The organism is Klebsiella sp. HN106, from assembly GCF_051209435.1.
In the GTDB taxonomy this organism is placed as follows: Bacteria; Pseudomonadota; Gammaproteobacteria; order Enterobacterales; family Enterobacteriaceae; genus Klebsiella; species Klebsiella oxytoca.
Map to the genome: position 1 here is coordinate 1 of NZ_JBLURD010000017.1, position 26525 is coordinate 26525.

Annotated in this window: 25 protein-coding genes; 5 read left to right on the forward strand and 20 right to left on the reverse strand. The window is 55.4% G+C overall.

Annotation, left to right across the window (positions count from 1 at the left end; translation table 11 throughout):
- Nucleotides 1-279: 279 nt before the first annotated feature.
- From hemG to pepQ, 4 genes are read right to left on the reverse strand one after another with little or no spacing between them, the layout of a single operon-like run.
- Nucleotides 280-813, reverse strand: coding sequence for a menaquinone-dependent protoporphyrinogen IX dehydrogenase (gene hemG / locus ACSIPU_RS25900; RefSeq protein ID WP_004107806.1), 534 nt, complete (start codon nt 811-813; stop codon nt 280-282).
- 11 nt (nt 814-824) lie between these two features.
- Nucleotides 825-2276 (reverse strand): Trk system potassium transporter TrkH, encoded by a 1452-nt coding sequence (trkH, locus tag ACSIPU_RS25905; RefSeq protein ID WP_004107802.1) that lies wholly within the window; start codon nt 2274-2276, stop codon nt 825-827.
- 41 nt (nt 2277-2317) lie between these two features.
- Complete coding sequence (locus tag ACSIPU_RS25910) at nt 2318-2932, reverse strand: IMPACT family protein (protein WP_004107800.1); 615 nt, start codon at nt 2930-2932, stop codon at nt 2318-2320.
- A complete protein-coding gene (gene pepQ / locus ACSIPU_RS25915) occupies nt 2932-4263 on the reverse strand; it encodes a Xaa-Pro dipeptidase (protein WP_196558219.1) in 1332 nt (443 codons plus the stop codon). The genes ACSIPU_RS25910 and pepQ overlap by 1 nt, the downstream gene beginning before the upstream one ends.
- Nucleotides 4264-4454: 191 nt before the next feature.
- Between pepQ and fadB the strand changes: the two genes are divergently transcribed.
- The 3 genes from fadB to ACSIPU_RS25930 all read left to right on the forward strand — a co-directional run bounded on the left by fadB (nt 4455) and on the right by ACSIPU_RS25930 (nt 8371).
- Nucleotides 4455-6644 (forward strand): fatty acid oxidation complex subunit alpha FadB, encoded by a 2190-nt coding sequence (fadB, locus tag ACSIPU_RS25920; protein WP_196558221.1) that lies wholly within the window; start codon nt 4455-4457, stop codon nt 6642-6644.
- A 9-nt stretch (nt 6645-6653) separates the two neighbouring features.
- On the forward strand, nt 6654-7817 hold the full coding sequence (gene fadA, locus ACSIPU_RS25925) for an acetyl-CoA C-acyltransferase FadA (protein ID WP_017145173.1): 1164 nt from the start codon (nt 6654-6656) through the stop codon (nt 7815-7817).
- 242 nt (nt 7818-8059) lie between these two features.
- Nucleotides 8060-8371 (forward strand): hypothetical protein, encoded by a 312-nt coding sequence (locus ACSIPU_RS25930; protein ID WP_004107793.1) that lies wholly within the window; start codon nt 8060-8062, stop codon nt 8369-8371.
- 42 nt (nt 8372-8413) lie between these two features.
- On the opposite strand, the gene fre is transcribed toward ACSIPU_RS25930, so the two are convergent.
- Together fre and ubiD are read right to left on the reverse strand one after the other, a co-directional pair.
- On the reverse strand, nt 8414-9115 hold the full coding sequence (gene fre / locus ACSIPU_RS25935) for an NAD(P)H-flavin reductase (protein ID WP_004107791.1): 702 nt from the start codon (nt 9113-9115) through the stop codon (nt 8414-8416).
- A 54-nt stretch (nt 9116-9169) separates the two neighbouring features.
- Nucleotides 9170-10639, reverse strand: a complete 1470-nt coding sequence (ubiD, locus tag ACSIPU_RS25940) for a 4-hydroxy-3-polyprenylbenzoate decarboxylase (RefSeq protein WP_004107790.1) — start codon at nt 10637-10639, stop codon at nt 9170-9172.
- Between the two features lie 176 nt (nt 10640-10815).
- Here ubiD and rfaH point away from each other — a divergent pair, with 176 nt between their 5' ends.
- Nucleotides 10816-11304 carry a transcription/translation regulatory transformer protein RfaH gene (gene rfaH, locus ACSIPU_RS25945; RefSeq protein ID WP_004097595.1) on the forward strand — a complete coding sequence of 163 codons (489 nt, stop codon included), beginning with the start codon at nt 10816-10818 and terminating at the stop codon, nt 11302-11304.
- 6 nt (nt 11305-11310) lie between these two features.
- Here rfaH and tatD read toward each other — a convergent pair whose 3' ends face one another.
- From tatD to udp, 9 genes are all read right to left on the reverse strand, one after another.
- The gene (tatD, locus tag ACSIPU_RS25950) at nt 11311-12105 is read right to left on the reverse strand and encodes a 3'-5' ssDNA/RNA exonuclease TatD (RefSeq protein WP_160887395.1); all 795 of its coding nucleotides are present in this window, start codon (nt 12103-12105) and stop codon (nt 11311-11313) included.
- Nucleotides 12106-12135: 30 nt separating this feature from the next.
- On the reverse strand, nt 12136-12909 hold the full coding sequence (gene tatC, locus ACSIPU_RS25955) for a Sec-independent protein translocase subunit TatC (protein WP_004107787.1): 774 nt from the start codon (nt 12907-12909) through the stop codon (nt 12136-12138).
- 2 nt (nt 12910-12911) lie between these two features.
- Nucleotides 12912-13451 (reverse strand): Sec-independent protein translocase protein TatB, encoded by a 540-nt coding sequence (gene tatB, locus ACSIPU_RS25960; RefSeq protein WP_004107785.1) that lies wholly within the window; start codon nt 13449-13451, stop codon nt 12912-12914.
- 3 nt (nt 13452-13454) lie between these two features.
- A complete protein-coding gene (gene tatA, locus ACSIPU_RS25965; RefSeq protein ID WP_004107782.1) occupies nt 13455-13706 on the reverse strand; it encodes a Sec-independent protein translocase subunit TatA in 252 nt (83 codons plus the stop codon).
- A gap of 77 nt (nt 13707-13783) precedes the next feature.
- Nucleotides 13784-15424, reverse strand: coding sequence for a ubiquinone biosynthesis regulatory protein kinase UbiB (ubiB, locus tag ACSIPU_RS25970; RefSeq protein ID WP_004107780.1), 1641 nt, complete (start codon nt 15422-15424; stop codon nt 13784-13786).
- Entirely contained in the window at nt 15421-16026 is a 606-nt protein-coding gene (gene ubiJ, locus ACSIPU_RS25975) for a ubiquinone biosynthesis protein UbiJ (RefSeq protein ID WP_004107778.1), read from the reverse strand. Before ubiJ ends, ubiB begins: the two co-directional genes overlap by 4 nt.
- A gap of 13 nt (nt 16027-16039) precedes the next feature.
- Complete coding sequence (ubiE, locus tag ACSIPU_RS25980) at nt 16040-16795, reverse strand: bifunctional demethylmenaquinone methyltransferase/2-methoxy-6-polyprenyl-1,4-benzoquinol methylase UbiE (protein ID WP_004107776.1); 756 nt, start codon at nt 16793-16795, stop codon at nt 16040-16042.
- 70 nt (nt 16796-16865) lie between these two features.
- Complete coding sequence (gene rmuC, locus ACSIPU_RS25985) at nt 16866-18314, reverse strand: DNA recombination protein RmuC (protein ID WP_004107774.1); 1449 nt, start codon at nt 18312-18314, stop codon at nt 16866-16868.
- A 138-nt stretch (nt 18315-18452) separates the two neighbouring features.
- A complete protein-coding gene (gene udp, locus ACSIPU_RS25990; protein ID WP_004097583.1) occupies nt 18453-19214 on the reverse strand; it encodes a uridine phosphorylase in 762 nt (253 codons plus the stop codon).
- 267 nt (nt 19215-19481) lie between these two features.
- On the opposite strand from udp, the gene ACSIPU_RS25995 reads away from it, so the two are divergent.
- Nucleotides 19482-20294, forward strand: a complete 813-nt coding sequence (locus ACSIPU_RS25995) for a dienelactone hydrolase family protein (protein WP_049593749.1) — start codon at nt 19482-19484, stop codon at nt 20292-20294.
- A 3-nt stretch (nt 20295-20297) separates the two neighbouring features.
- Here ACSIPU_RS25995 and ACSIPU_RS26000 read toward each other — a convergent pair whose 3' ends face one another.
- From ACSIPU_RS26000 to ACSIPU_RS26020, 5 genes are all read right to left on the reverse strand, one after another.
- Nucleotides 20298-20987, reverse strand: coding sequence for a transporter substrate-binding domain-containing protein (locus ACSIPU_RS26000; protein WP_023321881.1), 690 nt, complete (start codon nt 20985-20987; stop codon nt 20298-20300).
- Between the two features lie 95 nt (nt 20988-21082).
- Nucleotides 21083-22375 (reverse strand): anaerobic sulfatase maturase, encoded by a 1293-nt coding sequence (locus tag ACSIPU_RS26005; protein WP_004107713.1) that lies wholly within the window; start codon nt 22373-22375, stop codon nt 21083-21085.
- A 40-nt stretch (nt 22376-22415) separates the two neighbouring features.
- Entirely contained in the window at nt 22416-23138 is a 723-nt protein-coding gene (locus ACSIPU_RS26010; protein WP_004107711.1) for a GntR family transcriptional regulator, read from the reverse strand.
- A gap of 43 nt (nt 23139-23181) precedes the next feature.
- Nucleotides 23182-24927 (reverse strand): sulfatase, encoded by a 1746-nt coding sequence (locus ACSIPU_RS26015; RefSeq protein WP_004107708.1) that lies wholly within the window; start codon nt 24925-24927, stop codon nt 23182-23184.
- A 22-nt stretch (nt 24928-24949) separates the two neighbouring features.
- Nucleotides 24950-26365 (reverse strand): PTS transporter subunit EIIC, encoded by a 1416-nt coding sequence (locus tag ACSIPU_RS26020; RefSeq protein ID WP_032729265.1) that lies wholly within the window; start codon nt 26363-26365, stop codon nt 24950-24952.
- Nucleotides 26366-26525 lie beyond the last annotated feature (160 nt).

The window sequence follows — 26525 nt, forward strand, 5'->3', positions numbered from 1 at the left end:
ACACAGATTGTCTGATAAATTGTTAAAGAGCAGTGCAACGCGGCTTTCGCTCACCGTTGCGAGGTCCCGTATAATACGTTTTCCTCATTCAGAGTCAAGCGTTTAATTTCGCTTTTCTCTGCCGGCATTCATCGCTGAATCCCGCTGACCCGGCGGGCTGTAAGCCGTTGTTCCGTGTCAGTGGGAGCGCATTATAGGGAGTAATTACGAAGTGACAAGGGGAAATTTCAAAAAACCTTTCATTCGCTCAACTTTCCATCATCGGGGTGATTTAACGCGCTATTTGCTGGTCATTTGCGCAATTTCCCGCGCAAATCTGCCTACCTGCTGCCAGTCGGTATAGACCACTTCTTTACTGACATCGGTCTCGCCGTCGGTCATCTTCATAATAAGACGGATCATAAAGCGATCGTACCAGCGATAGCGTGGATAGCGGAGCGCACCGGCAAACACTGCGCAATGCTGGGGCTGCCAGGGCGAGTTGAGCAGAAACTTGCGCGTGTAGCTATTAGTTTGCGGCGTTCGTTTTTCTGGCTTACGCGCCACGAGGTTGACCGAGAAAAAAGCCCCCGGCAGCGCCTGTAGCGATTGAAGATGCGTTTTTACAAACCGTTCCAGCGCTGGATGAAAATGACCGTAGCGGATTGATGCGCCTATCACAACGCGATCGTATAAAGGCCACTCCACCTCGTTAGTGCGGTTGAGATCAACCGTGTCCGAATCGATCCCCTGCTCTTTTAGTTCAGAGGCCAAAAACGAGGCGATCTCGCGCGTCTGTCCGTCGCGGGTGGAAAAGAGAATCAAAGTTTTCACAGGCACTCCTGTTATTCGCGCCAGAAAGTCGGAGTAAATAGCACCAGTAAGGTGAACACTTCCAGACGACCAAACAGCATATTAGCAATCAAGATCCATTTCGCGACAGGGTTCATCGTGGCAAAGTTATCCGCCACTACGCCCAGTCCCGGTCCAAGGTTGTTCAGCGTGGCGACGACTGAAGCAAAGGCCGAGAAATCATCCACGCCGGTAGCAATTATCGCCAGCATACTGATGATAAACACCAGCGCATACGCGGAGAAGAATCCCCAGACGGCTTCGAGGATACGCTCCGGCAGTGCACGGTTTCCCAGTTTAATACTGTAGACCGCATTAGGGTGTACCAGACGTTTAAGCTCGCGGTTGCCTTGCTTAAAAAGCAGCAGGATACGAATAACCTTTAGTCCACCGCCGGTGGACCCGGCGCAGCCGCCGATGAAAGCCGAACAGAGGAGGAGCACCGGCAAAAATAGCGGCCAGCGCGCAATACTGTCGGTCGTGAAGCCCGCCGTTGTCGCCATCGACACCACCTGGAAAAACGCCTGGTTGACCGTCATTAACGCCGAGCTATAGACGTCATGCAGCCACAGTACAAGGGTGCATACCACCACCAGCGTAAACTGCACGCCGATAAACATACGGAATTCAGGGTCTCGCCAGTACACTTTCAGGCTGCGCCCGCTAAGTAATGAAAAGTGCAGGCCGTAGTTACAGCCAGAAATCAGCAGGAAAACCGCAATAATGGAGTTAATTGTTGGGCTATTAAAGTAACCCACGCTGGCATCATGGGTGGAGAACCCGCCAATCGCGATAGTAGAGAAGCTATGGCCGATGGCGTCAAATGCCGGCATCCCGGCAAACCACAGCGCCAGCGCGCAGGCCACCGTCAGCAGGACATAAATAAGCCACAGCGTTTTTGCCGTCTCTGCAATCCGCGGCCGCATTTTGTTATCTTTAAGCGGTCCGGGCATTTCGGCCCGATACAGCTGCATCCCCCCGACGCCCAGTATCGGCAGTATCGCTACCGCCAGAACGATGATCCCCATCCCGCCAAACCACTGCAGCATCTGCCGGTAGAAAAGAATAGCATGGGGTAACGAATCGAGCCCCACCAGCGTGGTTGCCCCCGTCGTTGTCAGACCGGAGAAAGATTCAAAGAATGCATCCGTCACCGTCAGGTTCGGCTGCTCAGCAAAGATAAACGGCAATGCCCCCACGCTACCCAGCACGGTCCAGAAGAGAACCACAATCAGAAATCCTTCCCGGGATTTCAGTTCTCCCTTCTCACGACGATTAGGCCACCACAGCAGCGAACCGATGGCCAGGGCAACGAAAAAGGTCTGGGTAAACGCTCGCCCCGCACCATCGCGATATATCAGAGCTATTAATCCCGGAAGGATCATCGTCCCCGAAAACAAAATGACCAACAGTCCAACGATTCGGGTTATCGCGCGAAAATGCATCTCTGGCGCTTCCTTTGATATGCAAAAAAATCAGGTGGGGATTATTCGTCAATCTTCAGTAATTGCAACGAACCGCGACTAAAATCAGCCAGCTTTGCTGAAAATAGCGCCACTTCAGCCTGGGGAAGCGCCACGCGCAGCTGAACAGACGCCTGATATTCGCTTTCGACAATTTTTCCTGAGAACTGAGCCAACAGCGTTTCAATCCCGGCCAACTGCCCGTATTCACACTGCAAAGTATATGCGGTGAGCGGCGTCTTGCGCTGTGTTGTGAGCTGCGCTAGCGCCTGATGTACACCGCCGCCATACGCTTTCACCAGGCCGCCGGTGCCCAGCAGAATACCACCGTAGTAGCGCACGACGACAGCGGTTATCTCGCCGACGCCGCTGCCCATTAGCTGCGCCAGCATTGGTTTCCCCGCCGTTCCCGCCGGTTCGCCATCGTCGGAAAAACCCAGCTGCTGAGAATCATTTGGCGGCCCTGCAACCCACGCCACGCAGTGATGACGCGCATCCGGGTGATCCGCCCTGACTGACTCGACAAACGCCTTTGCCGCCGCTACGCCATCGGTATGGGCCAACAGCGTAATAAAGCGGCTCTTTTTGATCTCTTCAACGACGGTGACCGGCTCGGCCGGTATCAACCAGCTTTCCATTACGCCAGTTTCAGATCGCGCGTCATATTTTCGATGCTGTTTTCGTGGATCACGACGTTGTCTTCGATACGGATACCGCCAAAGGGTTTCAGCGCGTCAATTTTCTGCCAGTTAAAGTGTTTGCTGAACTGTCCTTCGCGCCACGGCGCCAGCAGCGATTCGATAAAGTAGATACCCGGCTCGATCGTCAACACCATGCGCGGCTGCAGAACGCGCGTGCAGCGCAGGTAAGGATATTTTGCCGGCGCGGCCTGGTGGGTACCGGTATCATCCTGCATAAAACCAGCAACGTCATGAACCTGCAGACCTAAGGGGTGGCCAATACCGTGCGGCATAAATGGTCCGGTCAGGTCATTTTCCACCATCGCTTCTTCGCTCATGTCTTTGACTATCTGATGTTTACGCAGCAGTTTGGCGATGCGCTGATGGAACTGGACATGATAATCCACGTAGCTCACGCCCGCCTTCATGGTGCTAATCAGCGCCAGCTGTTCATCATTAACGTCTTTAATCAAGTGAGCATAGTCATTATCGCCATGCGCCGCCCAGGTACGGGTCAGGTCGGCTGCATAGCCGTTGTATTCCGCGCCCGCATCCAGCAGGAAGCTACGCATCTCTGCAGGCGCACGATGATCAAGCTTTGTGTAATGCAGTACGGAGGCATGCTCGTTCAGCGCCACAATATTGCTGTACGGCACATCAGTGTCGCGATGGCCGGTCGCGGTCAGATAGGCCTGGTTGATATCAAACTCGCTCATCCCGGAGAGGAAAGCTTCATGAGCAGCCTGATGACCGTTAACCGCCGACTTCTGCGCTTCACGCATACAGGCCAGCTCATAGTCAGTTTTATAAGAGCGATAGTAGTGCAGATAATCGATCGCCCCTTTCGGGTTGATTTTATCCGCCGCAATATCCAGCCCCAGCGCACGTTCCGGTACCGGTCCGATATAAGCGATATTGCCACGCGCGGCAGGCAGCTGGCTGCCGATACCATCCGCTTTCGGCAGGGCGATCACCTCCACCTCTTCGGTCCAGAATGACGTCGGCAACGGTTCTACGTTATGCCAGTAATCAACCGGCAGATAGAACCACAGCTTTGGTTTGTTGACGCCGTCCACCAGCAGCCAGCAGTTCGGAACCTGCGTAACCGGTACCCAGGCTTTGAACTGTGGGTTGACCTTAAATGGATACGGATGATCGTCAAGAAAGACGTTGACCAGTTCACCGGAGTGAATCAACAGGGCATCCAGCTTAAAGCGGGCCAGAACATCGCGGGTGCGTTCTTGTAAGGTAACGATATGATTTTTATAGAGACCGGCCAGAGATTCCATCTTTTATCCTTTGATTTTATTGGATCGTGAATCTTCGCATCTTAGCACATTGGCTCCAGACGGGGTGATCTCTAGCGGGTGTGATCCGACCAGCATTTATTTAAAGACTTATTTGCATTTTCTTAACATAAATTCCACACTCCGTTGCATCTGGTACGACCAGATCATATTGCTGGATTCAGGAGACTGACATGCTCTACAAAGGCGACACCCTGTACCTCGACTGGCGGGAAGACGGCATTGCCGAACTGGTATTCGATGCCCCCGGCTCGGTCAATAAGCTTGATACCGCAACCGTAGCCAGCCTCGGTGAAGCGCTGGACGTGCTCGAAAAACAAAAAGATCTGCAAGGGCTACTGCTGCGCTCTGAGAAAGCAGCCTTTATCGTCGGTGCGGATATCACTGAATTTCTTTCCCTGTTCCTGGTTCCGCAAGAACAGTTAAGCCAGTGGCTGCATTTCGCCAATAGCGTATTTAATCGCCTGGAAGATTTACCGGTTCCCACTATTTCCGCCGTCAACGGCTATGCGCTGGGCGGCGGCTGCGAATGCGTGCTGGCGACCGATTATCGCCTGGCGACGCCGGATTTGCGCATTGGCCTGCCGGAAACGAAGCTGGGTATCATGCCGGGCTTTGGCGGCTCGGTGCGGATGCCGCGGATGCTTGGCGCGGACAGCGCGCTGGAAATCATTGCCGCAGGTAAAGACGTTGGCGCCGAACAGGCCTTAAAAATCGGCCTCGTCGATGGCGTGGTTAAACATGAAAAACTGCTCGATGGCGCGATAGCAATTCTGCGTCAGGCCATTAAAGGTGACCTGGACTGGAAGGCGAAGCGCCAGCCGAAGCTGGAGCCTCTTCACCTGAGTAAAATTGAAGCCGCGATGAGTTTTACCATCGCCAAAGGCATGGTGGCGCAAACCGCCGGGAAACACTACCCTGCGCCCATTACTGCCGTTAAAACCATTGAAGCCGCCGCCCGCTTTGGCCGCGAAGAAGCCTTGAATCTGGAAAACAAAAGTTTTGTCCCGCTGGCGCATACCAACGAGGCGCGGGCGCTGGTAGGTATCTTCCTTAACGATCAGTATGTTAAAGCGAAAGCGAAGAAGCTGACTAAAGATACCGACACGCCAAAACACGCGGCCGTACTGGGCGCGGGGATTATGGGCGGCGGCATTGCATACCAATCGGCATGGAAAGGCGTGCCGGTAGTCATGAAAGATATCAACGACAAATCGCTGACGCTCGGCATGACCGAAGCGGTCAAATTGCTGAATAAACAGCTTGAGCGCGGCAAAATCGATGGTCTCAAAATGGCTGGCGTTATTTCCACTATTCAGCCAACCCTGGATTACGCCGGCTTTGAGCGCGTGGACGTCGTGGTCGAAGCCGTTGTTGAGAATCCGAAAGTGAAAAAAGCGGTGCTGGCGGAAACGGAAGACAAAGTCCGTCCGGATACCGTGCTGGCATCGAATACCTCCACCATTCCCATCAGCGAGTTGGCCAGCGTACTGAAGCGCCCGGAAAACTTCTGCGGAATGCACTTCTTTAATCCGGTGCACCGGATGCCGCTGGTCGAGATTATTCGCGGTGAAAAAAGCTCGGACGAAACCATTGCGAAAGTGGTCGCCTGGGCCAGCAAAATGGGTAAAACGCCAATTGTGGTCAACGACTGCCCCGGTTTCTTTGTTAACCGCGTGCTGTTCCCCTACTTCGCCGGTTTCAGCCAGCTGCTGCGCGACGGCGCAGACTTCCGCAAAGTCGACAAAGTGATGGAAAAGCAGTTTGGCTGGCCGATGGGCCCGGCCTATCTGCTGGACGTCGTTGGCATTGATACCGCGCATCACGCGCAGGCAGTCATGGCGGCGGGCTTCCCGCAGCGGATGCAGAAAGATTATCGCGATGCGATCGATGCGCTGTTCGACGCTAACCGATTCGGCCAGAAAAATGGCCTCGGCTTCTGGCGCTACAAAGAAGACAGCAAAGGTAAGCCGAAGAAGGAAGAGGATGCCGCAGTCGATAGCCTGCTGGCGGAAGTCAGCCAGCCGAAGCGTGATTTCAGCGATGAAGAGATTATCGCCCGCATGATGATCCCGATGGTCAACGAAGTGGTGCGTTGTCTTGAAGAGGGCATTATCGCCAGCCCGGCGGAAGCCGATATGGCGCTGGTCTATGGTCTCGGCTTCCCTCCGTTCCACGGCGGCGCGTTCCGCTGGCTGGATACCCTCGGTAGCGCAAAATATCTCGATATGGCGCAGCAGTATCAGCATCTCGGTCCGCTGTATGACGTGCCGGAAGGATTGCGCAGCAAAGCGCGTCATAACGAACCGTACTATCCCCCGGTTGAGCCTGCCCGTGCGCCAGGCGAGCTGAAAACGGCTTAAGGAGTCACAATGGAACAGGTTGTCATTGTCGATGCAGTTCGTACCCCGATGGGCCGTTCGAAGGGCGGCGCCTTTCGCCATGTGCGCGCGGAAGATCTCTCCGCGCACCTGATGCGTAGCCTGCTTTCACGTAATCCATCCCTTGAAGCAAGCGCCATTGATGATATTTACTGGGGCTGCGTTCAGCAGACCCTTGAACAGGGTTTCAATATTGCCCGCAACGCGGCGCTGCTGGCGGAAATCCCGCATTCCGTGCCCGCCAACACGGTCAATCGACTGTGCGGTTCTTCCATGCAGGCGCTTCACGACGCGGCCCGCATGATCATGACCGGCGATGCCAGCGTATGCCTGATTGGCGGTGTAGAACATATGGGCCACGTCCCGATGAGCCACGGTGTGGATTTTCACCCGGGCCTGAGCCGGAACGTCGCTAAAGCCGCCGGGATGATGGGGCTGACCGCAGAAATGCTGGCGCGCCTGCACGGCATCAGCCGGGAAATGCAGGATCAGTTTGCAGCCCGCTCCCACGCCCGCGCCTGGGCCGCGACGCAATCTGGCGCATTCAAAACGGAGATTGTTCCGACCGGCGGTCACGACGCCGACGGCGTACTGAAGTCATACAGCTATGATGAAGTGATTCGCCCGGAGACGACGGTAGAAGCGCTGGCTGCGCTGAGGCCCGCGTTCGATCCCGTCACCGGTACCGTAACGGCGGGTACCTCTTCTGCCCTCTCCGATGGCGCCGCAGCCATGCTGTTAATGAGCGAAAGTCGCGCCCGCGAGCTGGGCCTGAAGCCTCGCGCTCGCGTGCGTTCGATGGCCGTCGTCGGCTGCGACCCGTCAATAATGGGCTACGGCCCGGTTCCCGCGTCAAAGCTGGCGCTGAAAAAAGCCGGGCTCACCACCAGCGATATCGATGTGTTCGAGATGAACGAAGCTTTTGCCGCGCAGATCCTGCCGTGCATTAAAGATCTGGGACTGATGGAACAGATCGACGAGAAGATCAATCTCAACGGCGGCGCGATCGCCCTGGGCCATCCGCTCGGCTGTTCAGGCGCGCGCATCAGCACCACGCTCATCAACCAGATGGAGCGCAAAGATGCGCAGTTCGGCCTGGCGACGATGTGTATTGGTTTAGGTCAGGGGATCGCGACGGTATTCGAGCGGGTTTAAGCAAAGCGTTAATTCCCTGAATCATTCGCGCGGCATCGCGGCGGCAACCGAGCAAATCCCCGGGAGCATAGATAACTCTGTGACCGGGGTGAGCGAGCGCAGCCAACAAAAAGGCAGCGTGAATGATAACGGGGAGAAGGTTTAGTTGCCGTTCTTCCCGCCTGTCAGGGGCGGGTTTTTTATTTCCGCTATTCAGCTATTATCACCGGATACGTCACGTTGACTAAGGATAATAACGACTTATGAAAACACTCCCTTTCATACTTCTGCTCACCGCATTCTCTGGCGCTGCTCTTGCCAGCGAACAGGATAACGCTCAGGCATGCCTCTCATGGGGAATCAATAAAATGGCGCAGAATCCGGAAAGCGAGCGGCTCAAGGACCTGACCATCACCAATATTAATACCGAACGCTATGATGAGAAGATAGGCAGCCAGCATATCGCGACGCAGTTAGCCGCCACGCTGGAAAAAGAAGGGAACCCCGTAGGGAAAATGCTCTGTTTGCTGGAAAACGATCGACCGCTGTACGTTTACTTTAGCGATGCGCGCTAGAACAGCATCCGGACCAACGCCCGGATGCCTTCACAGCGGCAATCAGATAAAGGCAAACGCGTCGCCAAACAGACGCTCTTCGCGGGCGCCGCGCTCGTTGCAGAACAGATCGCGGGCAATTTTAGCCATCTCGAAGCGACCTGCAATATAGATATCATGATCGCCCAGCGTACCGTAATCCTGCAGGACCGCGGTGAGTACGGTTCCGGTACGGCCACGCCACTCAGCGTCAGGCTGCTCAACCACGGGCTCGATGCGTAAGCCCGGATGCTGCACGCTTAATGCTTCCAGTTCCGCCAGATCATAGAGATGCTTCGCTTCGCGTCCGCCCCAATAGATAGCGATATCGCGGTTTGGATTGCGCGCCAGCGCGGTAAGCAAAATCGAACGCACGTAAGAGAAGCCCGTTCCCCCAGCGATTAAAATCAGCGGGCGTTCTTCGTCATCGCGCAGCCAGGCTTCGCCATGCGGCAGATCGACCTCGATTTCACGCTCTTTCAGGATCCGATCCATCACTGCCATCGCATACAGATTAAGTTCAGATGCACCGATATGCAGTTCGATAAACTCCTGTTCCGACGGCGTAGAAGCCATGGAGAATGGGCGCTTATCGCGTTCGTCCATCACGACCATCAGATACTGACCAGCCCGGAAAGAAAACGCCGCTTCCGGCACTAATCGAACGCGATACACAGTATCGGTAATCGCCTCCACCGAGGTCACTTTACAGCTTAAGGTTGTCATGCGTCCCCTCTGTCGGGTCTATTGTGCAAAACAGCGGCGTAGCCCCGCTTACTGTTATTTGAAGATGGCCAGTTCATCCCAGATGGCGTCAACGCGCGCCGTCACCTCGGGATCTTTCTTAATCGGACGACCCCACTCGCGCTGGGTCTCACCGGGCCATTTATTTGTGGCATCCAGCCCCATTTTTGAACCCAAACCGGAAACCGGTGAGGCAAAATCCAGATAATCAATTGGCGTATTTTCTACCATTACCGTATCACGCGCCGGGTCCATACGGGTAGTAATCGCCCAAATCACATCATTCCAGTCACGCGCGTTGACATCATCATCGCAGACGATAACAAACTTGGTATACATGAACTGACGGAGGAAGGACCAGACTCCCATCATGACGCGTTTCGCGTGACCGGCGTACTGCTTCTTCATCGTGACCACCGCCAGGCGATAGGAGCAGCCTTCAGGTGGTAAATAGAAATCCACAATCTCAGGAAACTGCTTTTGCAGAATAGGGACGAAGACTTCGTTCAGCGCAACGCCCAGTACCGCGGGTTCGTCCGGCGGACGTCCGGTGTAGGTCGAATGGTAGATAGCGTCTTCACGCTGAGTAATATGGGTAACGGTAAAGACCGGGAAATTATCCACTTCATTGTAGTAGCCCGTATGATCGCCATACGGCCCTTCCGGCGCCATTTCACCGACTTCAATATACCCTTCCAGCACAATCTCTGCGCTGGCGGGCACCTCCAGATCGTTAGAGATGCACTTCACGACTTCGGTTTTCGTACCGCGCAGCAGCCCGGCAAATGCATACTCGGAGAGGGTGTCGGGAACCGGAGTCACCGCCCCGAGAATGGTTGCCGGATCGGCACCCAGCGCAACGGAGACCGGGAAACGCTCGCCAGGGCGCGCTGCGCACCACTCCTGGAAATCCAGCGCGCCGCCGCGATGCGATAGCCAGCGCATAATCAGCTTGTTCTTGCCAATCAGCTGCTGGCGATAAATGCCCAGATTTTGCCGCTCTTTATGCGGGCCGCGCGTCACCGTCAGGCCCCAGGTGATCAGCGGTGCGGCATCTTCCGGCCAGCAGGTCATGATCGGGATGCGGCCCAGATCGACATCATCGCCCTGAATAATTTTTTGCTGGCATGGCGCCCCGCGCAGACGCTTAGTCGGCATATTCAGCACCTGCTTGAACTGCGGCAGCTTATCAAACAGATCGCGGAAACCTTTTGGTGGTTCCGGCTCTTTCAGGAATGCCAGGAGCTTACCCACTTCGCGCAGAGAACTGACATCCTCCTGCCCCATCCCCAGCGCAACTCGCCGCGGCGTGCCGAAAAGATTACACAACACCGGCATCGCGTAGCCTTTAGGATTTTCAAATAGCAGGGCCGGACCGCCAGCACGCAAGGTGCGATCGGCAATTTCGGTAATTTCCAGATGAGGATCGACCGGCAGGGAAATCCGTTTCAATTCCCCCTGCTGCTCCAGTAATGTCAGAAATTCGCGTAGATCGTGGTATTTCATGGAGTTGTTATTGACCTCTATACAGGCGGCTGATTATACGGCGTTCGCCGGAGCTATGCTGTATTTTTGTTAAATTAGCGTGAAAGAACGCTGAAATTTAGCTTTCAACTGCAATGATTTCGCGATCGCCCCGGCCTTTTGTTATGCTTGCTGCTAGTAGAGTGGAAAGAGTTATTATGCAAGCCTGGTATTTACTTTATTGCAAACGTGGGCAGCTTGAGCGCGCCCAGGAACATCTCGAGCGGCAGGCCGTCAATTGCCTGATGCCAACGATCGAACTGGAAAAAATCGTCCGCGGTAAACGCACGACGGTCAGCGAACCCCTGTTCCCAAACTATCTGTTTATCGAGTTTGACCCGGAAGTGATTCATACCACCACCATCAGCGCAACGCGCGGCGTGAACAGCTTTGTGCGTTTCGGCGCGCTGCCCGCGATCGTGCCGTCTGCGGTTATTCATCAGCTCTCCATCTACAAACCGGAAGGTATTACCGACCCGGAAACGCCGCATGAAGGCGACAGCGTGCTGATCACCGATGGCGCCTTTGAGGGTCTCCAGGCTATCTTTACCGAACCGGATGGCGAAGCCCGCTCTATGCTGCTGCTGAATCTGCTTAACAAGCAGGTATTACAAAGCGTCAAAAATACTGACTTTTATAAAATCTGACGGCGTCTAAAAACGCACGCCAAAGAGCCTTCTGACGTTAGCATCGGTAATCTCTTCCAGCCACGGCGCTTCTTCTCCGCGCCACTCCGCGATACGAGACAGAATATGCGGCAGATATGCAGGCTCATTGCGGCGGGAAGCGGGTTTTGGCTGCATATCCCGCGGCAGCAGATACGGCGCATCGGTCTCAATCAGCAGGCGATCGGCCGGGATATCGGCCAGGAGAGCCCGCAGCTCCAGCCCCCGACGCTCATCGCATACCCAGCCGGTAATGCCAATAAATAATCCCAGCTCCACGCATTCGCGCATCTCTTCGCGGCTACCCGTAAAGCAATGCACCACGGCCCCCGGAAGCTTATCAAGCCACGGGGTTAGCAGGGCCAGGAAACGGTCGTGCGCATCGCGGCAGTGCAAAAATACCGGCATCGACAGTTCCGCAGCGAGCGCCAGCTGGGCGCTAAACGCCGCCTCTTGCTCCTGAGGCGTTGAAAAGTTGCGGTTGAAATCCAGCCCGCATTCGCCAATCGCAACGACCTCTGGCTCGCGGGCCAGCTCGTAGACCGCTGCCGCGGCCGATTCCGTCCAGCTGCGGCTGTCGTGGGGATGAACACCGGCCGTTGACCAGCATCCGGAATAACCATGCGCCAGCTGCTGCGCCTGCGCGCTTTCATGAAGGTTGGTCCCCGTCAACAGCATTCCTGTGACTCCCGCCGCCCGGGCTCGGGCAATAACCTCGTCCCGATCGCGGGAAAACTGCGAGCTGGTCAGATTCACGCCGATATCAAACATCATCACTCCCATACGGCAACCGCCCTGACGGGCGGTTGCGCTTTATTCTTCTTTGCCCTGCGCCTCTTCGGCTGCGGCATCCTCGTCACGCGTCAGGCGCTTACCGGTATAGAACCGCGCGAAGAAGACCCCGACTTCAAACAGGCAGTACATCGGAATCGCCAGCAGCGTTTGCGAGAACACATCCGGCGGCGTCAGCAGCATCCCAACGACAAATGCGCCAACCAGAACATAGGGGCGTTTCTTACGCAGGTCTTCCGGCGTGGTGACGCCCATCCAGCACAGCAGGACGATGGCCACGGGAACCTCAAATGAGACGCCAAAGGCGATAAACAACGCCATCACAAAGTCGAGGTAGCTGCGAATATCGGTCGAGACCTGTACGCCTTCCGGCGCCGCATGGGTCAGAAAACCAAACGCCAGCGGGAAAACAACAAAGTAGGCAAAAGCCATGCCGATATAGAACAGCAACGTACTGGAGACCAGCAGCGGCATAACCAATCGACGTTCGTGCTTATACAGCGCTGGCGCCACAAAGGCCCAAACCTGATACAAAATGACCGGCACCGACAAAATTATCGATACCATGAAGGTCAGCTTGATCGGCGTGAAGAAAGGCGAGGCCACATCCGTTGCGATCATGGTCGCGCCAACCGGCATCTGCCGAATAAGCGGCGCAGAAACCAGCTGATAGATGTCATTGGCGAAATAAACCAACGCCAGGAAAATGACCAGAATCGCAAGAATGCTGTTGATTAAGCGCTTGCGCAGCTCAATCAGATGCGTAATTAGCGGTTGAGTATCGTCTACGCCCATTTTTACTGTTTATCACTCGATACGGGGGAGGAGGAATCGGAAGCCGCCACGGCAACTTTTACTTTCTCTGCCGGGATTTCACTCTGCGAAACGGGGAGCTCTTCAGACACGGGTTCAGGTACGTGCTCAGGCGCGCTGGCCTGATGTTCAGCCGTTGCTGGCGTCACGTCCTTGCGCTGCTCTTCACTCCCTTTTACGACCGGGTTATGAATCGTGTTGGCTTCGTCGCTGGCTTTTTCAGGATCGTGGGCGGAATAGGATCGCTTCATAGATTCAGCCGCTTCTCGCAGCTCATCCATAGATGCTTTTAGCTCAGGCGTCAGGTTATCCAGACTGGCCTTTTCCACCTTCTTAAGGCTTTCCTGAAACTCCTGCAGTTTTAATTCCTGGGTTATTTCATTTTGTACGGTAGCCGCCAGCGACCGCAGCGTACGGATCCAGCTGACTACCGTTTTTACCGCTACCGGTAGTCGTTGTGGCCCCAAAACGATGAGGCCAATCACGAATACCAGCAGAAGTTCACTAAAACCGATATCGAACACGAATTACACCTGCTCTTTGTCGTGGCGTTTAGTCTCGTCTTTTTTTGCGTCATCCGGCTTATCAGCAAGGGTTTTTGCCGCGAAATCTGCATCCGGCGCGGATTTTTCCGGTTTATCGTCGTCGCTCATGGCCTTTTTAAAACCTTTGATCGACGCCCCCAAATCGGAACCGAGCGAGCTCAGCTTTTTTGTCCCAAAAAGCAGAACCACAATGACGACAACAATGAGTAACTGCCAAATACTGATACCACCCATACACATTCCCCTATGACAGATGATGAATTAATAGGACGCATTATACACGTTATGCGCAGTGATAAAGGCGACTGCCGTCAGTTCGTCTTACGCCAGCCGATAAGCCAGGTTACGACGCCAGCGGCCATCAGCCAGCCGGGCATCATGCCCCACTCAGGGCGGTGGATGAACAGCAGCGTACCACTCAGTAATAAAACCGCGCCTATACCAAACAGATAACGGGACTGCCCCTGGCGCACGTGCCGCACCTGGATGTCGCGCACGATGGTATCGACGCTATTCTGTAACTGCTTGCTTTGCTGCAGGCTCTGATACACCAGCTCAGGTATTTCCGGCATTCTCTCAATCCAGAACGGCGCCTTCTCTTTAAAAGCCCGCACCAGAGCCGGAATGCCCACCTGATCTTTAATCCACGACTCAAGGAACGGTTTCGCCGTTTTCCACAAGTCTAACTGAGGATAGAGCTGGCGACCTACTCCTTCTACGTAAAGTAATGTCTTCTGCAGCAGAACCAGCTGCGGCTGCACTTCCATATTGAAACGTCGCGCCGTGTTAAACAGGTTCAACAACACATGGCCAAACGAGATTTCCGCCAGCGGTTTTTCAAAAATAGGCTCGCAGACGGTACGAATGGCAAATTCGAACTCTTCGACGTTGGTATCTGCCGGAACCCAGCCGGAATCAACGTGCAGTTCCGCAACCTTACGGTAGTCGCGATTGAAGAAGGCAATAAAGTTTTCCGCCAGATAGCGTTTATCTTCTTTGTTCAGCGAGCCGACGATACCGCAGTCTATACCAATATACTGCGGGTCTTCCGGGTGGTTACGACTGACGAAAATGTTGCCCGGATGCATGTCGGCATGGAAGAAGCTGTCGCGGAAAACCTGAGTAAAGAAGACCTGCACGCCGCGCTCAGCCAGCAGCTGCATGTTGGTCCCCTGCGCTTCCAGCGCGGCGACGTCGGAAACCGGGATCCCGTAAATCCGCTCCATCACCATCATGCCTTCACTGCAGTAGTCCGAGTAAACTTCCGGGACATAAAGCATCGGGCTATCTTCAAAGTTGCGCCGCAGCTGAATAGCGTTAGCCGATTCACGCAGCAGGTTGAGCTCATCCAGCAGCGTTTTTTCGTATTCACGCACCACTTCCTGCGGGCGCAGGCGACGACCGTCCGGTAACAGACGAGGCACCCAGCGGGCAAGGCGGTAGATGAGCTTCATATCCGCTTTGATAACCGGCACGATATCCGGGCGGATCACTTTAATGACCACTTCTTTGCCGTTCTCTTTCAAGCGCGCGGTATGCACCTGAGCAATAGAAGCGGAAGCAAGCGGTTCAACAGAGAAATCATCAAACCAGGCTTCTACCGGCAAGCCGCCCATGGCTTGCTCAATTTGCTTTTTGGCCTGCAGACCATCAAAAGGCGCAACGCGATCCTGCAGCATGGCCAGCTGATCGGCAATGTGGGGAGGGAACAGGTCGCGACGGGTCGAGAGCATCTGGCCAAACTTGATCCACACCGGACCCAGCTCCTGCAGCGCAAGGCGCAGGCGCTCGCCAAGAGGACGTTCTTTATGGCGGTTTGGCATCCAGAACAGCATCCGCCGCCAGATTCGCAGCGGCAGCGTGATACGCATTTTAGGAATGAGCTCATCAAGCCCGTAGCTCAAAAAGGTGTGGACGATGAAATACAGGCGCCGTAATTCTCCTGGCGTCATTTGCCCTCCAGCGTTTCCAGCCGTTTTTCCAGCGCGGCCAGCGCTCGCTCAACGGCTGTGGTTTCTTCAGCAAACCAGGCCAGCTCCAGCGGACCCGGCGCCAGGCGCCACTCTTCGGTAATCGCTTCCGCAACATAGCGCTGCTGGCGCTGAGCACCACGCAGAAGAAAACGAGCACCGCCGCGGAATACTTTACTAAAGCCTTCCGCAACCACATCCCCGGTATACGGGGCGAGCAGTTCAGCCGGATCGAACTCCGCGAGATCGCACAGCGTAACGGTATTTTGTACCACCTGCAGATCGCCCTGCACTTCAAGATCGCCGCTGCGAATCAGCGCGGTAAGCTGCTGGCGATTACGTAGCTGCGGAAGCACGCTCAGGCGAGTACGCACGGTGCAGTCTGCCTCGCCTTCCCACGCCCCCAGCACATCGACCTGGCGCTCGCTAAAAACCAGCACCACGGGTTCGGAGAGCTCCTGCAGTTCGACACGCAGCACTTTCCCCAGCAGACGCTGACGGGCAGGTTTCAACGCCCGATCGCGCCAGAGGAAGGTATTCAGAACCGTCTCAAGACCGGCGGTAACCAGTGGTTTGAAAGGCATAGCGTCCCTCCTGTCAGAACTTATAACCGCGGTGTAGCGCAACGATGCCTGCCGTGAGGTTGTAGTAGTCGACGTTTTCAAATCCTGCATCCTGCATCATGCCTTTCAGCGTGTCCTGATCGGGATGCATTCGAATAGATTCAGCAAGATAACGATAGCTTTCGGCGTCTTTCGCAACCAGCTCGCCTACGCGCGGCAGGATATGGAAGGAATAGGCGTCGTAGGCTTTGCTAAGCGGCTCAATAATCGGTTTTGAGAATTCCAGCACCAGCAGACGGCCACCCGGCTTTAATACGCGGTACATAGAGCGCAGCGCTTTTTCTTTATCCGTCACGTTACGCAGACCGAAAGAAATCGTAATGCAGTCAAAGGTGTTGTCCGCAAAAGGTAGCGCTTCGGCGTTCGCCTGGACGTATTCCACGTTGCCGACAATGCCGATATTGCGCAGCTTTTCACGGCCCATTTTCAGCATAGAGTCGTTGATATCCGCCAGCATCACGCGGCCGGTTTCGCCGACCAGGCGAGAAAATTTCGCCGTCAGATCGCCGGTTCCTCCGGCCAGATCCAACACGGTTTGCCCACGGCGGACGCCGCTGCAGTCGATGGTGAAACGCTTCCACAAACGATGAATACCGAACGACATCAGATCGTTCATTACGTCATATTTTGCGGCCACAGAATGAAATACATGCGCCACCATGTCAGCTTTCTGCTCTTTGGCGACAGTCTGAAAGCCAAAATGCGTCGTTTCTTGTGAATCCTCAACCATCTCTATGCCTGCTTACTTATCAAGAAAATGTTCGTTGAGTGTAACAGGTTTAGCGCACTTCCCATACGCTTCAACGCGGCTGAGGACGGTTCTCATACGCAGCGGCAACGGCCTTATCGGCAGAAAAGTCTTTATCTTCCTGCGTGTTACCGTCTTCTGTAAGGAAGTATTCTTCATCCTGCGCGGCTGCCTGTTCGACTAAGTCAGGATTAATCCCACGTTTAACCTCCACCCCCAGCCCGCGAAATGACTCCGCCTGTACCAGCAGGTTACCGCGCCCGGAGGCGAGCTTTTTCATCGCCTGACGGTAGTTATCCTGGGCTTTATCCAGGCTCTGGCCAATGGCCGACATATCGTCAACAAACAGACGCATCTTGTCATACAGACGCCCCGCTCTTTCGGCAATTTTCTGCGCGTTACGGCTCTGATGTTCATAGCGCCAGAGATTGGCGATGGTCCGTAGCGCCACCAGCAGCGTGGTCGGGCTCACCAGCATGATGTTGTTTTTCAGCGCTTCGCTAATGAGTTCCGGCTGGCGATCGATTGCCAGCAGGAAGGCCGGTTCCACCGGGATAAACATCAGAACATAGTCAAGCGAGCGCAGCCCAGGCAGCTGCTGATAATCTTTGCGTCCCAGCAGGCGCATATGGTTGCGTACGGAAGCAATATGCTCCTGCAGCGCCGCTTCTCGGGTGTAATCATCGTCAGCGTTGAAGTAGCGCTCATAGGCCACCAGGGTCATTTTGGCATCGATGACCACGTCCTTTCCCTGCGGCAAACGGACGATCACATCAGGCTGCATCCGCGCGCGGTTTTCCGTTTCGATGCTCACCTGAGTTTGATATTCATGGCCTTCCCGCAGCCCCGATGCTTCCAGTACGCGGGTCAACACCACCTCGCCCCAGTTGCCCTGGGTTTTGTTATCGCCTTTTAGCGCGCGGGTCAGATTTAGCGCTTCCTGGGCCATCTGCGCATTTAGCTGCTGAAGATTGCGGATTTCATGGGCCAGGGTGTGACGCTCCCGCGCTTCCTGGCCAAAGCTATCCTGCACCTGCCGACGAAAGCCATCCAGCTGTTCGCGCAGCGGCGTCAGCAGACCATGCAGGCTCTGGCGGTTCTGCTCATCTACCCGGCGATTACTGTGCTCAAAAATACGGTTCGCCAGATTCTCAAACTGCTCGCTAAGCCGCTGCTCGCTGTTAACCATCTGGCGGATTTTGTCTTCCGCATGCAGCTGAGTGGATTCAAGACGAGTGGTCACTTCGCGGAGGTCAGCTTCCAGCGAGGCGTTGATTTCGCGCAGGCTGCGCAGCTCGTTATTCAGCAGTTCACACTCTTCGCGCCAGTGAGACTCCTGTACCAGCCGTTGGCGGGTGGCGCTCAGCTCAATATCCAGCTCGCGCCGCTCTTCGATGAGATCGGCGCGAATTTGATCGGCGTGCGCTTTGGTCGCCAGCCAGCCGACAATCAGCCCCACGGCCAGCGCCACGACGGCACTAATAATAATTGAGATATCCACAACGCCCCCTGCGGCAACGACTTACGGCACAAAATAGAATTGTGCTGTACAAACGTCCAGTTTGAAAGGGTTTTCCTGCGAGGCGCTACGCAAAAAAGAAGGGCCGAAGAATCCGACCCTTATACGAAGAGAGAATAATTACAGCAGGCGGCGCGCCGCTTCCACGACAATTTTCACCGCGTGGCTTTCGGTTTGCTTCATGGTTTCCGCGTTCGGAATCTCCTGCTGGGTACGGTTGACGATAACCCCGGCAACCATTCCGGCGCGCAGGCCCTGGCTGGCGCACATGGTCAGCAGAGTGGCGGATTCCATTTCATAGTTCATTACGCCCATCGCCTGCCACTCTTCCATCGAGCCTTTAAAGCGGCTAACGACGCGGCCGGAGAAGGTATCGTAACGTTCCTGGCCCGGATAGAAGGTGTCGGAAGAGGCGGTCACGCCGATATGGGTGGTTGCGCCAATAGACTTCGCCGCTTCAACCAGCGCGGTAGTACATTCAAAATCAGCCACCGCCGGGAACTCCATCGGCGCAAAGTGCAGGCTTGCACCGTCCAGGCGGACAGAAGCGGTGGTCACCAGAACATCACCTACGTTAATGTGCGGCTGAATGGCGCCGGTGGTACCAATACGCAGGAAGGTACGGATGCCGAGCTGGGCCAGTTCTTCCACGGCGATAGAGGTCGATGGGCCGCCGATACCGGTAGAGCAGACAATCACTGCTTTACCATCCAGCTCGGCGCGCCAGGTGGTGAATTCACGGTGAGATGCCAGCTTAACCGGCTTATCCATCAGCGCGGCGATCTTTTCCACACGCTCCGGATCGCCAGGGACGATAGCCAGCGTAGCCCCTTGTAAATCGTTTTTGGTGAGGCCGAGATGAAAAACATCAGACTTGGACATAAAAAACTCCTCTGTGGGTCGAATTATCAGCAGAAGCAAAACGGTACTTTACAGAAGCTGCTGGTTCAGTTTTGTGATACCAATCACCATGAATGAAATTCATTGCAATAACTTTCCATAAAATAGTGATAAACATCACATTAACAAGCTAAATCTCAGAACCCTGAACAAAAGATAGCCGGTTTCGGGCACTGTGTTTGGTTAACGTCCTGTCCAGAGCAGCTATAGTTATTGATGCGCTAATAAATTGAGGGTACGGAGAATACCATGACGACAATCAAGCCAACCGGCTTTGCACCTGCAGCCACGCCGCACGCCTCAACTGCCGTTCACACATCAGATGAGAACATCGTCTCCGGGGAGACATCCATCCCTTCGCAGGGAGATAACATGCCGGCATTCCATGCCCGCCCGCGCAGCGTCGACGGTTCGCTGCCGGTGGTTATCGTGGTTCAGGAAATTTTCGGCGTGCATGAACATATCCGCGATATCTGCCGCCGTCTGGCAAAGGAGGGGTATCTGGCTATCGCACCGGAGCTGTACTTCCGCCAGGGCGATCCTAACGATTACAGCGACATTCCTTCTCTGTTCCAGGGGCTGGTCACAAAGGTGCCGGATTCTCAGGTGCTGGCCGACCTCGATCACGTGGCTAGCTGGGCCTACCGCCACGGCGGCGACGCCCACCGTCTGCTCATTACCGGTTTCTGCTGGGGTGGGCGCATCACCTGGCTGTACGCTGCGCATAACCCGCAGCTAAAAGCCGCCGTCGCCTGGTACGGCAAGCTGGCCGGCGAAAAAACGCTTAATTCGCCGAAGCATCCGGTCGATGTCGCCGTCGATCTGAATGCGCCGGTTTTAGGGCTGTATGGCGCAAAAGATGACAGCATCCCACAGGATACGGTAGAAACCATGCGCCAGGCGCTACGGGCGGCCAACGCCACGACGGAAATTGTGGTTTATCCGCAGGCCGGCCACGCTTTTAATGCCGACTATCGCGCCAGCTATCATGAAGAGTCGGCGAAAGACGGCTGGCAGCGAATGCTGGCGTGGTTTGCGCAGTACGGCGGTAAGCGGGGGTAAAAATCAACTATTGCCGATATGGTGACTCACCATCCCGGCAATAGTCCCGTCCGCTATCCATGAAGAAAGGCAGCGGCAAATAAATTCATAGTGCTGTGTCGCATTGCGCGGCACGCATATCGCCTGATGTATCTGGCTAAAACTATCGGGTAAAACGCGAAACTGTGGATTATCCCGCGCGGCTTTCTCCAGAGGCTGACGAATACCGGCCACCATATCACCTTCGCCGTTGATGAACGCCTGTATAGCATCCTGCGAAGTGGCATATTGGCGCAGCGTCGCATGTTTCAGCGTGCGAATCAGATACAGCTCGTAGGCCGCACCTTTGCCCACGTTGATTACTGAACCTTCGCGGTCCATCTCCTGAACCGATTGAATCTTGCTCTCTTTTTTAACCATCAGCGAACTCTCGATCGTGATGTAGGAGGGCGTAAAGCGAAGCTTATCTTCCCTCGCCGGGTCGATAGCCAGAAAAGCGATATCCCATTGATCCATCAGCGCCGCATCCACGACCTGCCCGGCCGTTGGCCAGGTCACCAACCGCGCTTCACGCTGGCTCTCAGTCGCCAGTTTCTTTGCCAGTTCGACGGTTATCCCCCCCGGCGATCCATCTGGCGACAGTATCGTAAGAACCGGGTTGCCCAGATTAATGGCAAAACGTAAATACTTCTTTTGCTCGTGGCGTTCAATCATCATTCATCTCCGAAGAGTGACAGTAGACCCATTCAGTAAATGATTAACTCTGGCCATCTCCAGCGCCAGGGCTTTGACGTATTACTTTAAGCATATCAATGCTGCGCGCCGCAGCATTTTTTATATTTACGCCCGCTGCCGCAGGGGCAAGGGTCGTTGCGGGAAGCCGTTTTCGGCTGCTGCTCTTCTTGCGCCAGCCATTGCATCATGGCCGGGAGCGGATAGCCGTTTTCCAGAAGCTGCCGCCAGACGTTCATATACGGCGTCACGTGTTTGAAAAAGTGCTGGTAGCCTGCGCACAGGTAGCTATGGCCGGGGCGACCGCTCGGGGAAACGGCGAAGCGATGTTTCGGACAACCGCCGTGGCAGGCAAAGCGAAACTCGCAGCTGCGGCAATCCGCCGTTAGCGTCTCTTGTTTTGCCTGACCAAAGGCGATGGCCTGCTCGCTATTATTCAGCTCGTGGATGCTCTGCTGATGAATATTACCCAGCTTATGCTCCGGATAAACAAAGTGATCGCAGTTATACAGATCGCCGTTCGATTCCAGCGCAAAAGCGTGCCCGCAGGTTGGCGAATGTACGCAAAGTACCGGCGGCTGACCGGTCCATGCCGCCAGGGCAACGTCAAACATCTGCACGTAGACGCGATCGACGTCGCGACGAACCCAGATATCGAAAATTTGGTTAAGAAACTCGCCGAACTGCCAGGAGGGTACCGTCCAGGGCGCCAGCCGCGCCGCGCTCTCACCCGGGAGCACCAGCTGGAGCGGCGCCGAGGCGTCGCTGCTCATCCGTTCGACCAGCGGGATAAACTGCATATAGCGCGAACCGGCCGCCAGCAGGAAATCATACACTTCACGGGCATGATCGACGTTATGCTTGCCGACGACGGTCAGGGTATTGAACTCGACGTTATGCGCCTTCAGCAGCGCCATCGCCGCAACAACCTTTTCGTGGGTACCCTTTCCGGCGCGGTTAACGCGGTACTGGTTATGCAGATGCGCCGGGCCGTCTATCGACAAACCCACCAGAAAACCCTGTTCGGCAAAAAAACGCGCCCACTCTTCGTCCACCAGGACGCCGTTAGTTTGCAGCGCATGTTCTATCTTCTTACCGTTGGCGTACTGGCCGCACAGCTCAACGACCCGGCGAAAAAACGGCAGCCCCATCATGGTCGGCTCGCCGCCCTGCCAGGCAAAGGTCACCGCATCGCCGGACTGGGCGGCAATATGCTGGCGAATATAGTTTTCCAGCGTCTCATCGGACATGCGCCAGTTTTTATTCCGTTCCGGATAAAGCGCTTCTTTTTCCAGATAAAAGCAGTAGGTGCAATCGATGTTACACACCGAGCCGCTCGGCTTTGCCATCACGTGGCAGCCATGAATCATGCTAATTTCCCCAGATTTGATGGCCCGGTAAATGCTGCCATTAACTGTTCTCTACAATGTACTGATAGCAGCTGGCGATATGGCGGGCGATGGTATATTCCACCAGCTCGCCGCGATCGTTAAATCCCTGGCGAGTCTTCACCAGCAGCGGCTCGCCTGCGGCAACCTGCAGAATGTCGCAGTCCTGGGCCGTCGGCAGCTCGGCGGTAATGGTGTCTTTATAGCTGTCAATATTCTCGCCGCGCTGTTCCAGCGCACTATACAAACCTTCTTTAAACGCGTCTAAAGTCAGCTCGCCCAGACGCGGCGTCAGCCAGATATAGTTTACCTGCGCGGGCAGTTCGTTTTGTCGATAGATCGTGCGGGTGAGACGCTGAATTTTCTGCCCCGCCGGGAGAGCGAAGGCCTGCGCCACTTCCGCCGGCGGCAACAGCTGCTCGAGTGTCAGATTATGTCGCGAAATAGAGTGCTGCTGCTGGCCATCAACCAGCCGGATACGGGTTTTGACGCCCTGTTTCTCTGAGGTGCTGATAACCATAGTGCCGATTCCAGCCTGGCGTTTTACCAGCCCTTTCGCGGCCAGCTCGGCCAGCGCGCGCCGGGCGGTGATGCGGCTGACGCCGAACAGTTCTTCAAACTCGGCTTCGGTCGGCAGGACATCATTCTTTTTGTAGGCCCCGGTTCTCAGCTTTTCCAGCAGGATATCGTGAAGCTGGGCGTACAATGGTTTCGCGCCGCGAGAATAGTCCAGTTCTTCTTTCATTAACTTCGCACTCCTGTTCCCCGGCCGCAGCCGGGGGTACCCCTTAATCAAGTCGCATTTCTAACGCCATCTTATAGTACACGCTCTGATGCTGCTCCTCCGGAACCTCGTTCTGCACGAAAGCCCACAAATTTTGCCGCGCCCAGTCCGGCTGACAGGCGGCCCGCAGTTTGTCAGCCAGAACATGCTGCCCGCTGCCCTCCAGATGCTGCAGTAGCGCAAACAGGCCGTAGCGCACCTGCGGCGTAAAGGCGGCCAGCTCCGGTAGCAGGTGCGGATCCAGCCCCAGCAGCGGGCTTTGCGCATCATCCAGGCCATAGCGCGCGTACAGCTCAGCGGGCGCATCGTTCTCCTTCATCATGCAGATCATCTGCTCCCGCAGCCGCCGCGCCGCGTGTTCATCCCGGCACTGGGTTTGCTGCGTCGGATCGGTGTGTAAATCATATAGTCGATGACCGAAGCGATCGGCGCCGCGGGTCATCACCGACTCAGCGGGAATTTTCATTACCGGACAGCCCTTGGTAAAGCGAAACGGCGGATGCAGCGTCGTTTCGCGCAGCTCCTGCGGCGTGAAGCGACGATTGATACGGGTCGGCATCAGGGTGTATTCGAACAGGCCATCGACGCCTTGCTCAACGGGCGAGCGCATATAGACGTAGCGACCATCGGTAATATTAATATGGCAACCGTGATAGCCAAACAGAGCATAGTCGCGGACCGGGGTATCGTCGCGCAGCGCGGGCAGCAGCGACACGCCCTGCATATCCGCCGGTTTATTCAGGCCAAAACAATCCAGCAGCGTCGCGGCGATATCGATGGTCTGCGCCAGCGCCTGACGAGACTCGCCCGCGCCGCCATACTGCGGATGCCAGATAAACAGCGGAATATTTGCCACTTCGTTATACAGCGGCATAATATTTTTCCCCCACCACTCGTGCTCGCCGAGCAAAAAACCGTGGTCGGTGTTGACGATCAGCATCGTGTCGCGCCAGAGATCGTAACGATCCATATAGTCCAGCACCTTACCGACGTACGCATCCACCATCGTCAGCAGCGCCATATAGTATTTCTGGATCATGCTCTTGCGTTCGTCGCTTTCGGTGACGAAGTAGTAAGGCGGCCAGCCGTCGAACTGCGCAGGATCGTCAATGCCGTACATCTTGAGATATTTTTCCGGCACGAAAAACGGCTCATGCGGGTCGAAACACTCCAGCTGCAGAAACCAGTTATCGCTGGCATGGTTGGCGTCGATAAACCCCAGCCCTTTGCCGATCGTCTTCGCCAGATGATGATCCTCTTCGTTCTGCATAAACTGCACGTTGATCTGATGCTGAATCCGGCTGGCGATCCGCCGCTGTTTGATCTCCTCCGGCTCGCCGGATTCGTAGCGATATTGTGGCTTATCCACCACCCCTTTCCAGGCATCGCCCTCCTGACCGCGCACAAACTCGTAGGTGCTGTAGCGAGAGTGATAGGTCGCTCCGCCGTCGCGCCAGTAGTGTTTGTGATCCGTCACCAGGTGGGTGTGAATACCGTTCTTCTTCAGCAGCTCGGGAACCGAATCATCGAACGGCTCGATTGGCGACCAGCCGCGATGTAAAAAGTTATAGCGTCCGGTATGCAGCTCCCGGCGTGCGGGCATGCAGGGCATGCTGCCGACATAGCAGTTGTCAAAACGAACCGTACGCTCCCTCAGCCGCTGGAAATTCGGCGTGATCGCCCTGTCGCTGCCGTAGGCCGACAGCAGGCGCTTATTCAGCGAATCAAACATCAACATTATCGCTTTCATGCTTTACTCCTTCACTCTTCCTTCACGCCGTTTCTTTATCGTAACCGCGTACTTTGCCGACGATATAGGTCAGCACGAAGGCTGCAGCGCAGCCGGTTAACCATGAGATGATGTACTGCAAATATTTGCCGTCGGCGATGAGCGGCAGCGCGGACAGCCCGGCGGCGCCAACGCCGTTGGTTGAGACGCCCAGCAGCACCACCATCATTCCGCCGAAACCAGCGCCGATGGAGCCGGTTATAAAGGCAAATCCTGCCGGAATATTGACGCCGAAAATGGTCGGTTCACCCACCGCCAGAATGGAGGTCGGGATCGCCCCTTTAGCGATTTTCTTCATCATCGGGTCGCGCGTCAGCAGCAGCACCGCCGTCGCGGCACCCACCATCCCGGCGTTGGACATAATCTGGATGGCAAAGAGCGGCGCGTGGCCGGTCGCGTTAATCATCTCCAGATGAATAGGGAACAGGCCGTGATGCAGACCAAGCGAAATCAGGAAGGGGAAAAGCGCGGAGAGGACAAACCCAGCCGCAATGCCGCCGGTAGAGAGCAGGCCGTTTAGCCCGTGCAGAATACCGTTAGAAATGACGCCCGCCACGGGCATAATCACCAGCAGCAGCGCCGCTGCCATCACCACCAACACGATAGTTGGCGTGACCACAACATCAACAATATCCGGGACAAAGCGCCGCACCCGTTTTTCCAGCAGGCACATTAACCAGGCGCAAAGAATGACGCCAATCAGCCCGCCCTGCCCCGGGATCAGCCCCAGCGCGGTAATCTGCGGCACGATGGTGATCGCCCCCAGCAGGCCGCCCATCACCGCGTTTCCGTCAAACTCCTTCGCCGCCGTCACGCCGGTATAAATGGCGAGGAAGCCGAACAGCGCTTTAGAGACGATATCAAGGAACTGGCTGATGCCGAGCATATGCCGTTGATCGAGCACCACCTGGGTAGGCGACAGGTCTCCCGGCGCCGCCACATGATGCGCCAGCGCCCAGGAAGCGGCTGAGTTCACCAGCACGTTATTAATTCCCATCAGGATACCGGCGGCAATCAACGATGGCAGGATCGGCACAAAAATATTGGCAATATGCTTAAGGATAACTTTGGTGCGGGTCTGTTTTTTCGCCTTTTCCCGCGCCAGCTGAGCTTTTTGCTCAACGTTGCTTAACGGAGTAGCGTCCGCAGGCTGGCCCTTAAGCAGATCGTTAATCACATTTGCGACCTTCGACGATTTTCCCGGCCCGACAATAACCTGCAGGGTATCGTCCTCAACGACCCCGAGTACGCCTTCAATGCTTTTAAGCGCGGCGATATTGACTCGTGTTTGATCGCTTATCGTCATTCGTACGCGCGTCATACAGTTGGTCACATGCAGAAAATTAGCTAAGCCGCCACAGTGCCCCACAATCGCGTTTGCCACCTGGTTGTAGTCCATACAGAGGTTCCTTTATTATTTTACTGGCAATTGTTATAACAATATAATGTTATTATGTTTGTGAGGATCGTCATAAAGGCGCACCAGCGATCGATTTTTGGCAGGGAAGAACAAAAAAGGAGGCCGAAGCCTCCTTGAGCAGAGAGTGGTCAGGATAAGC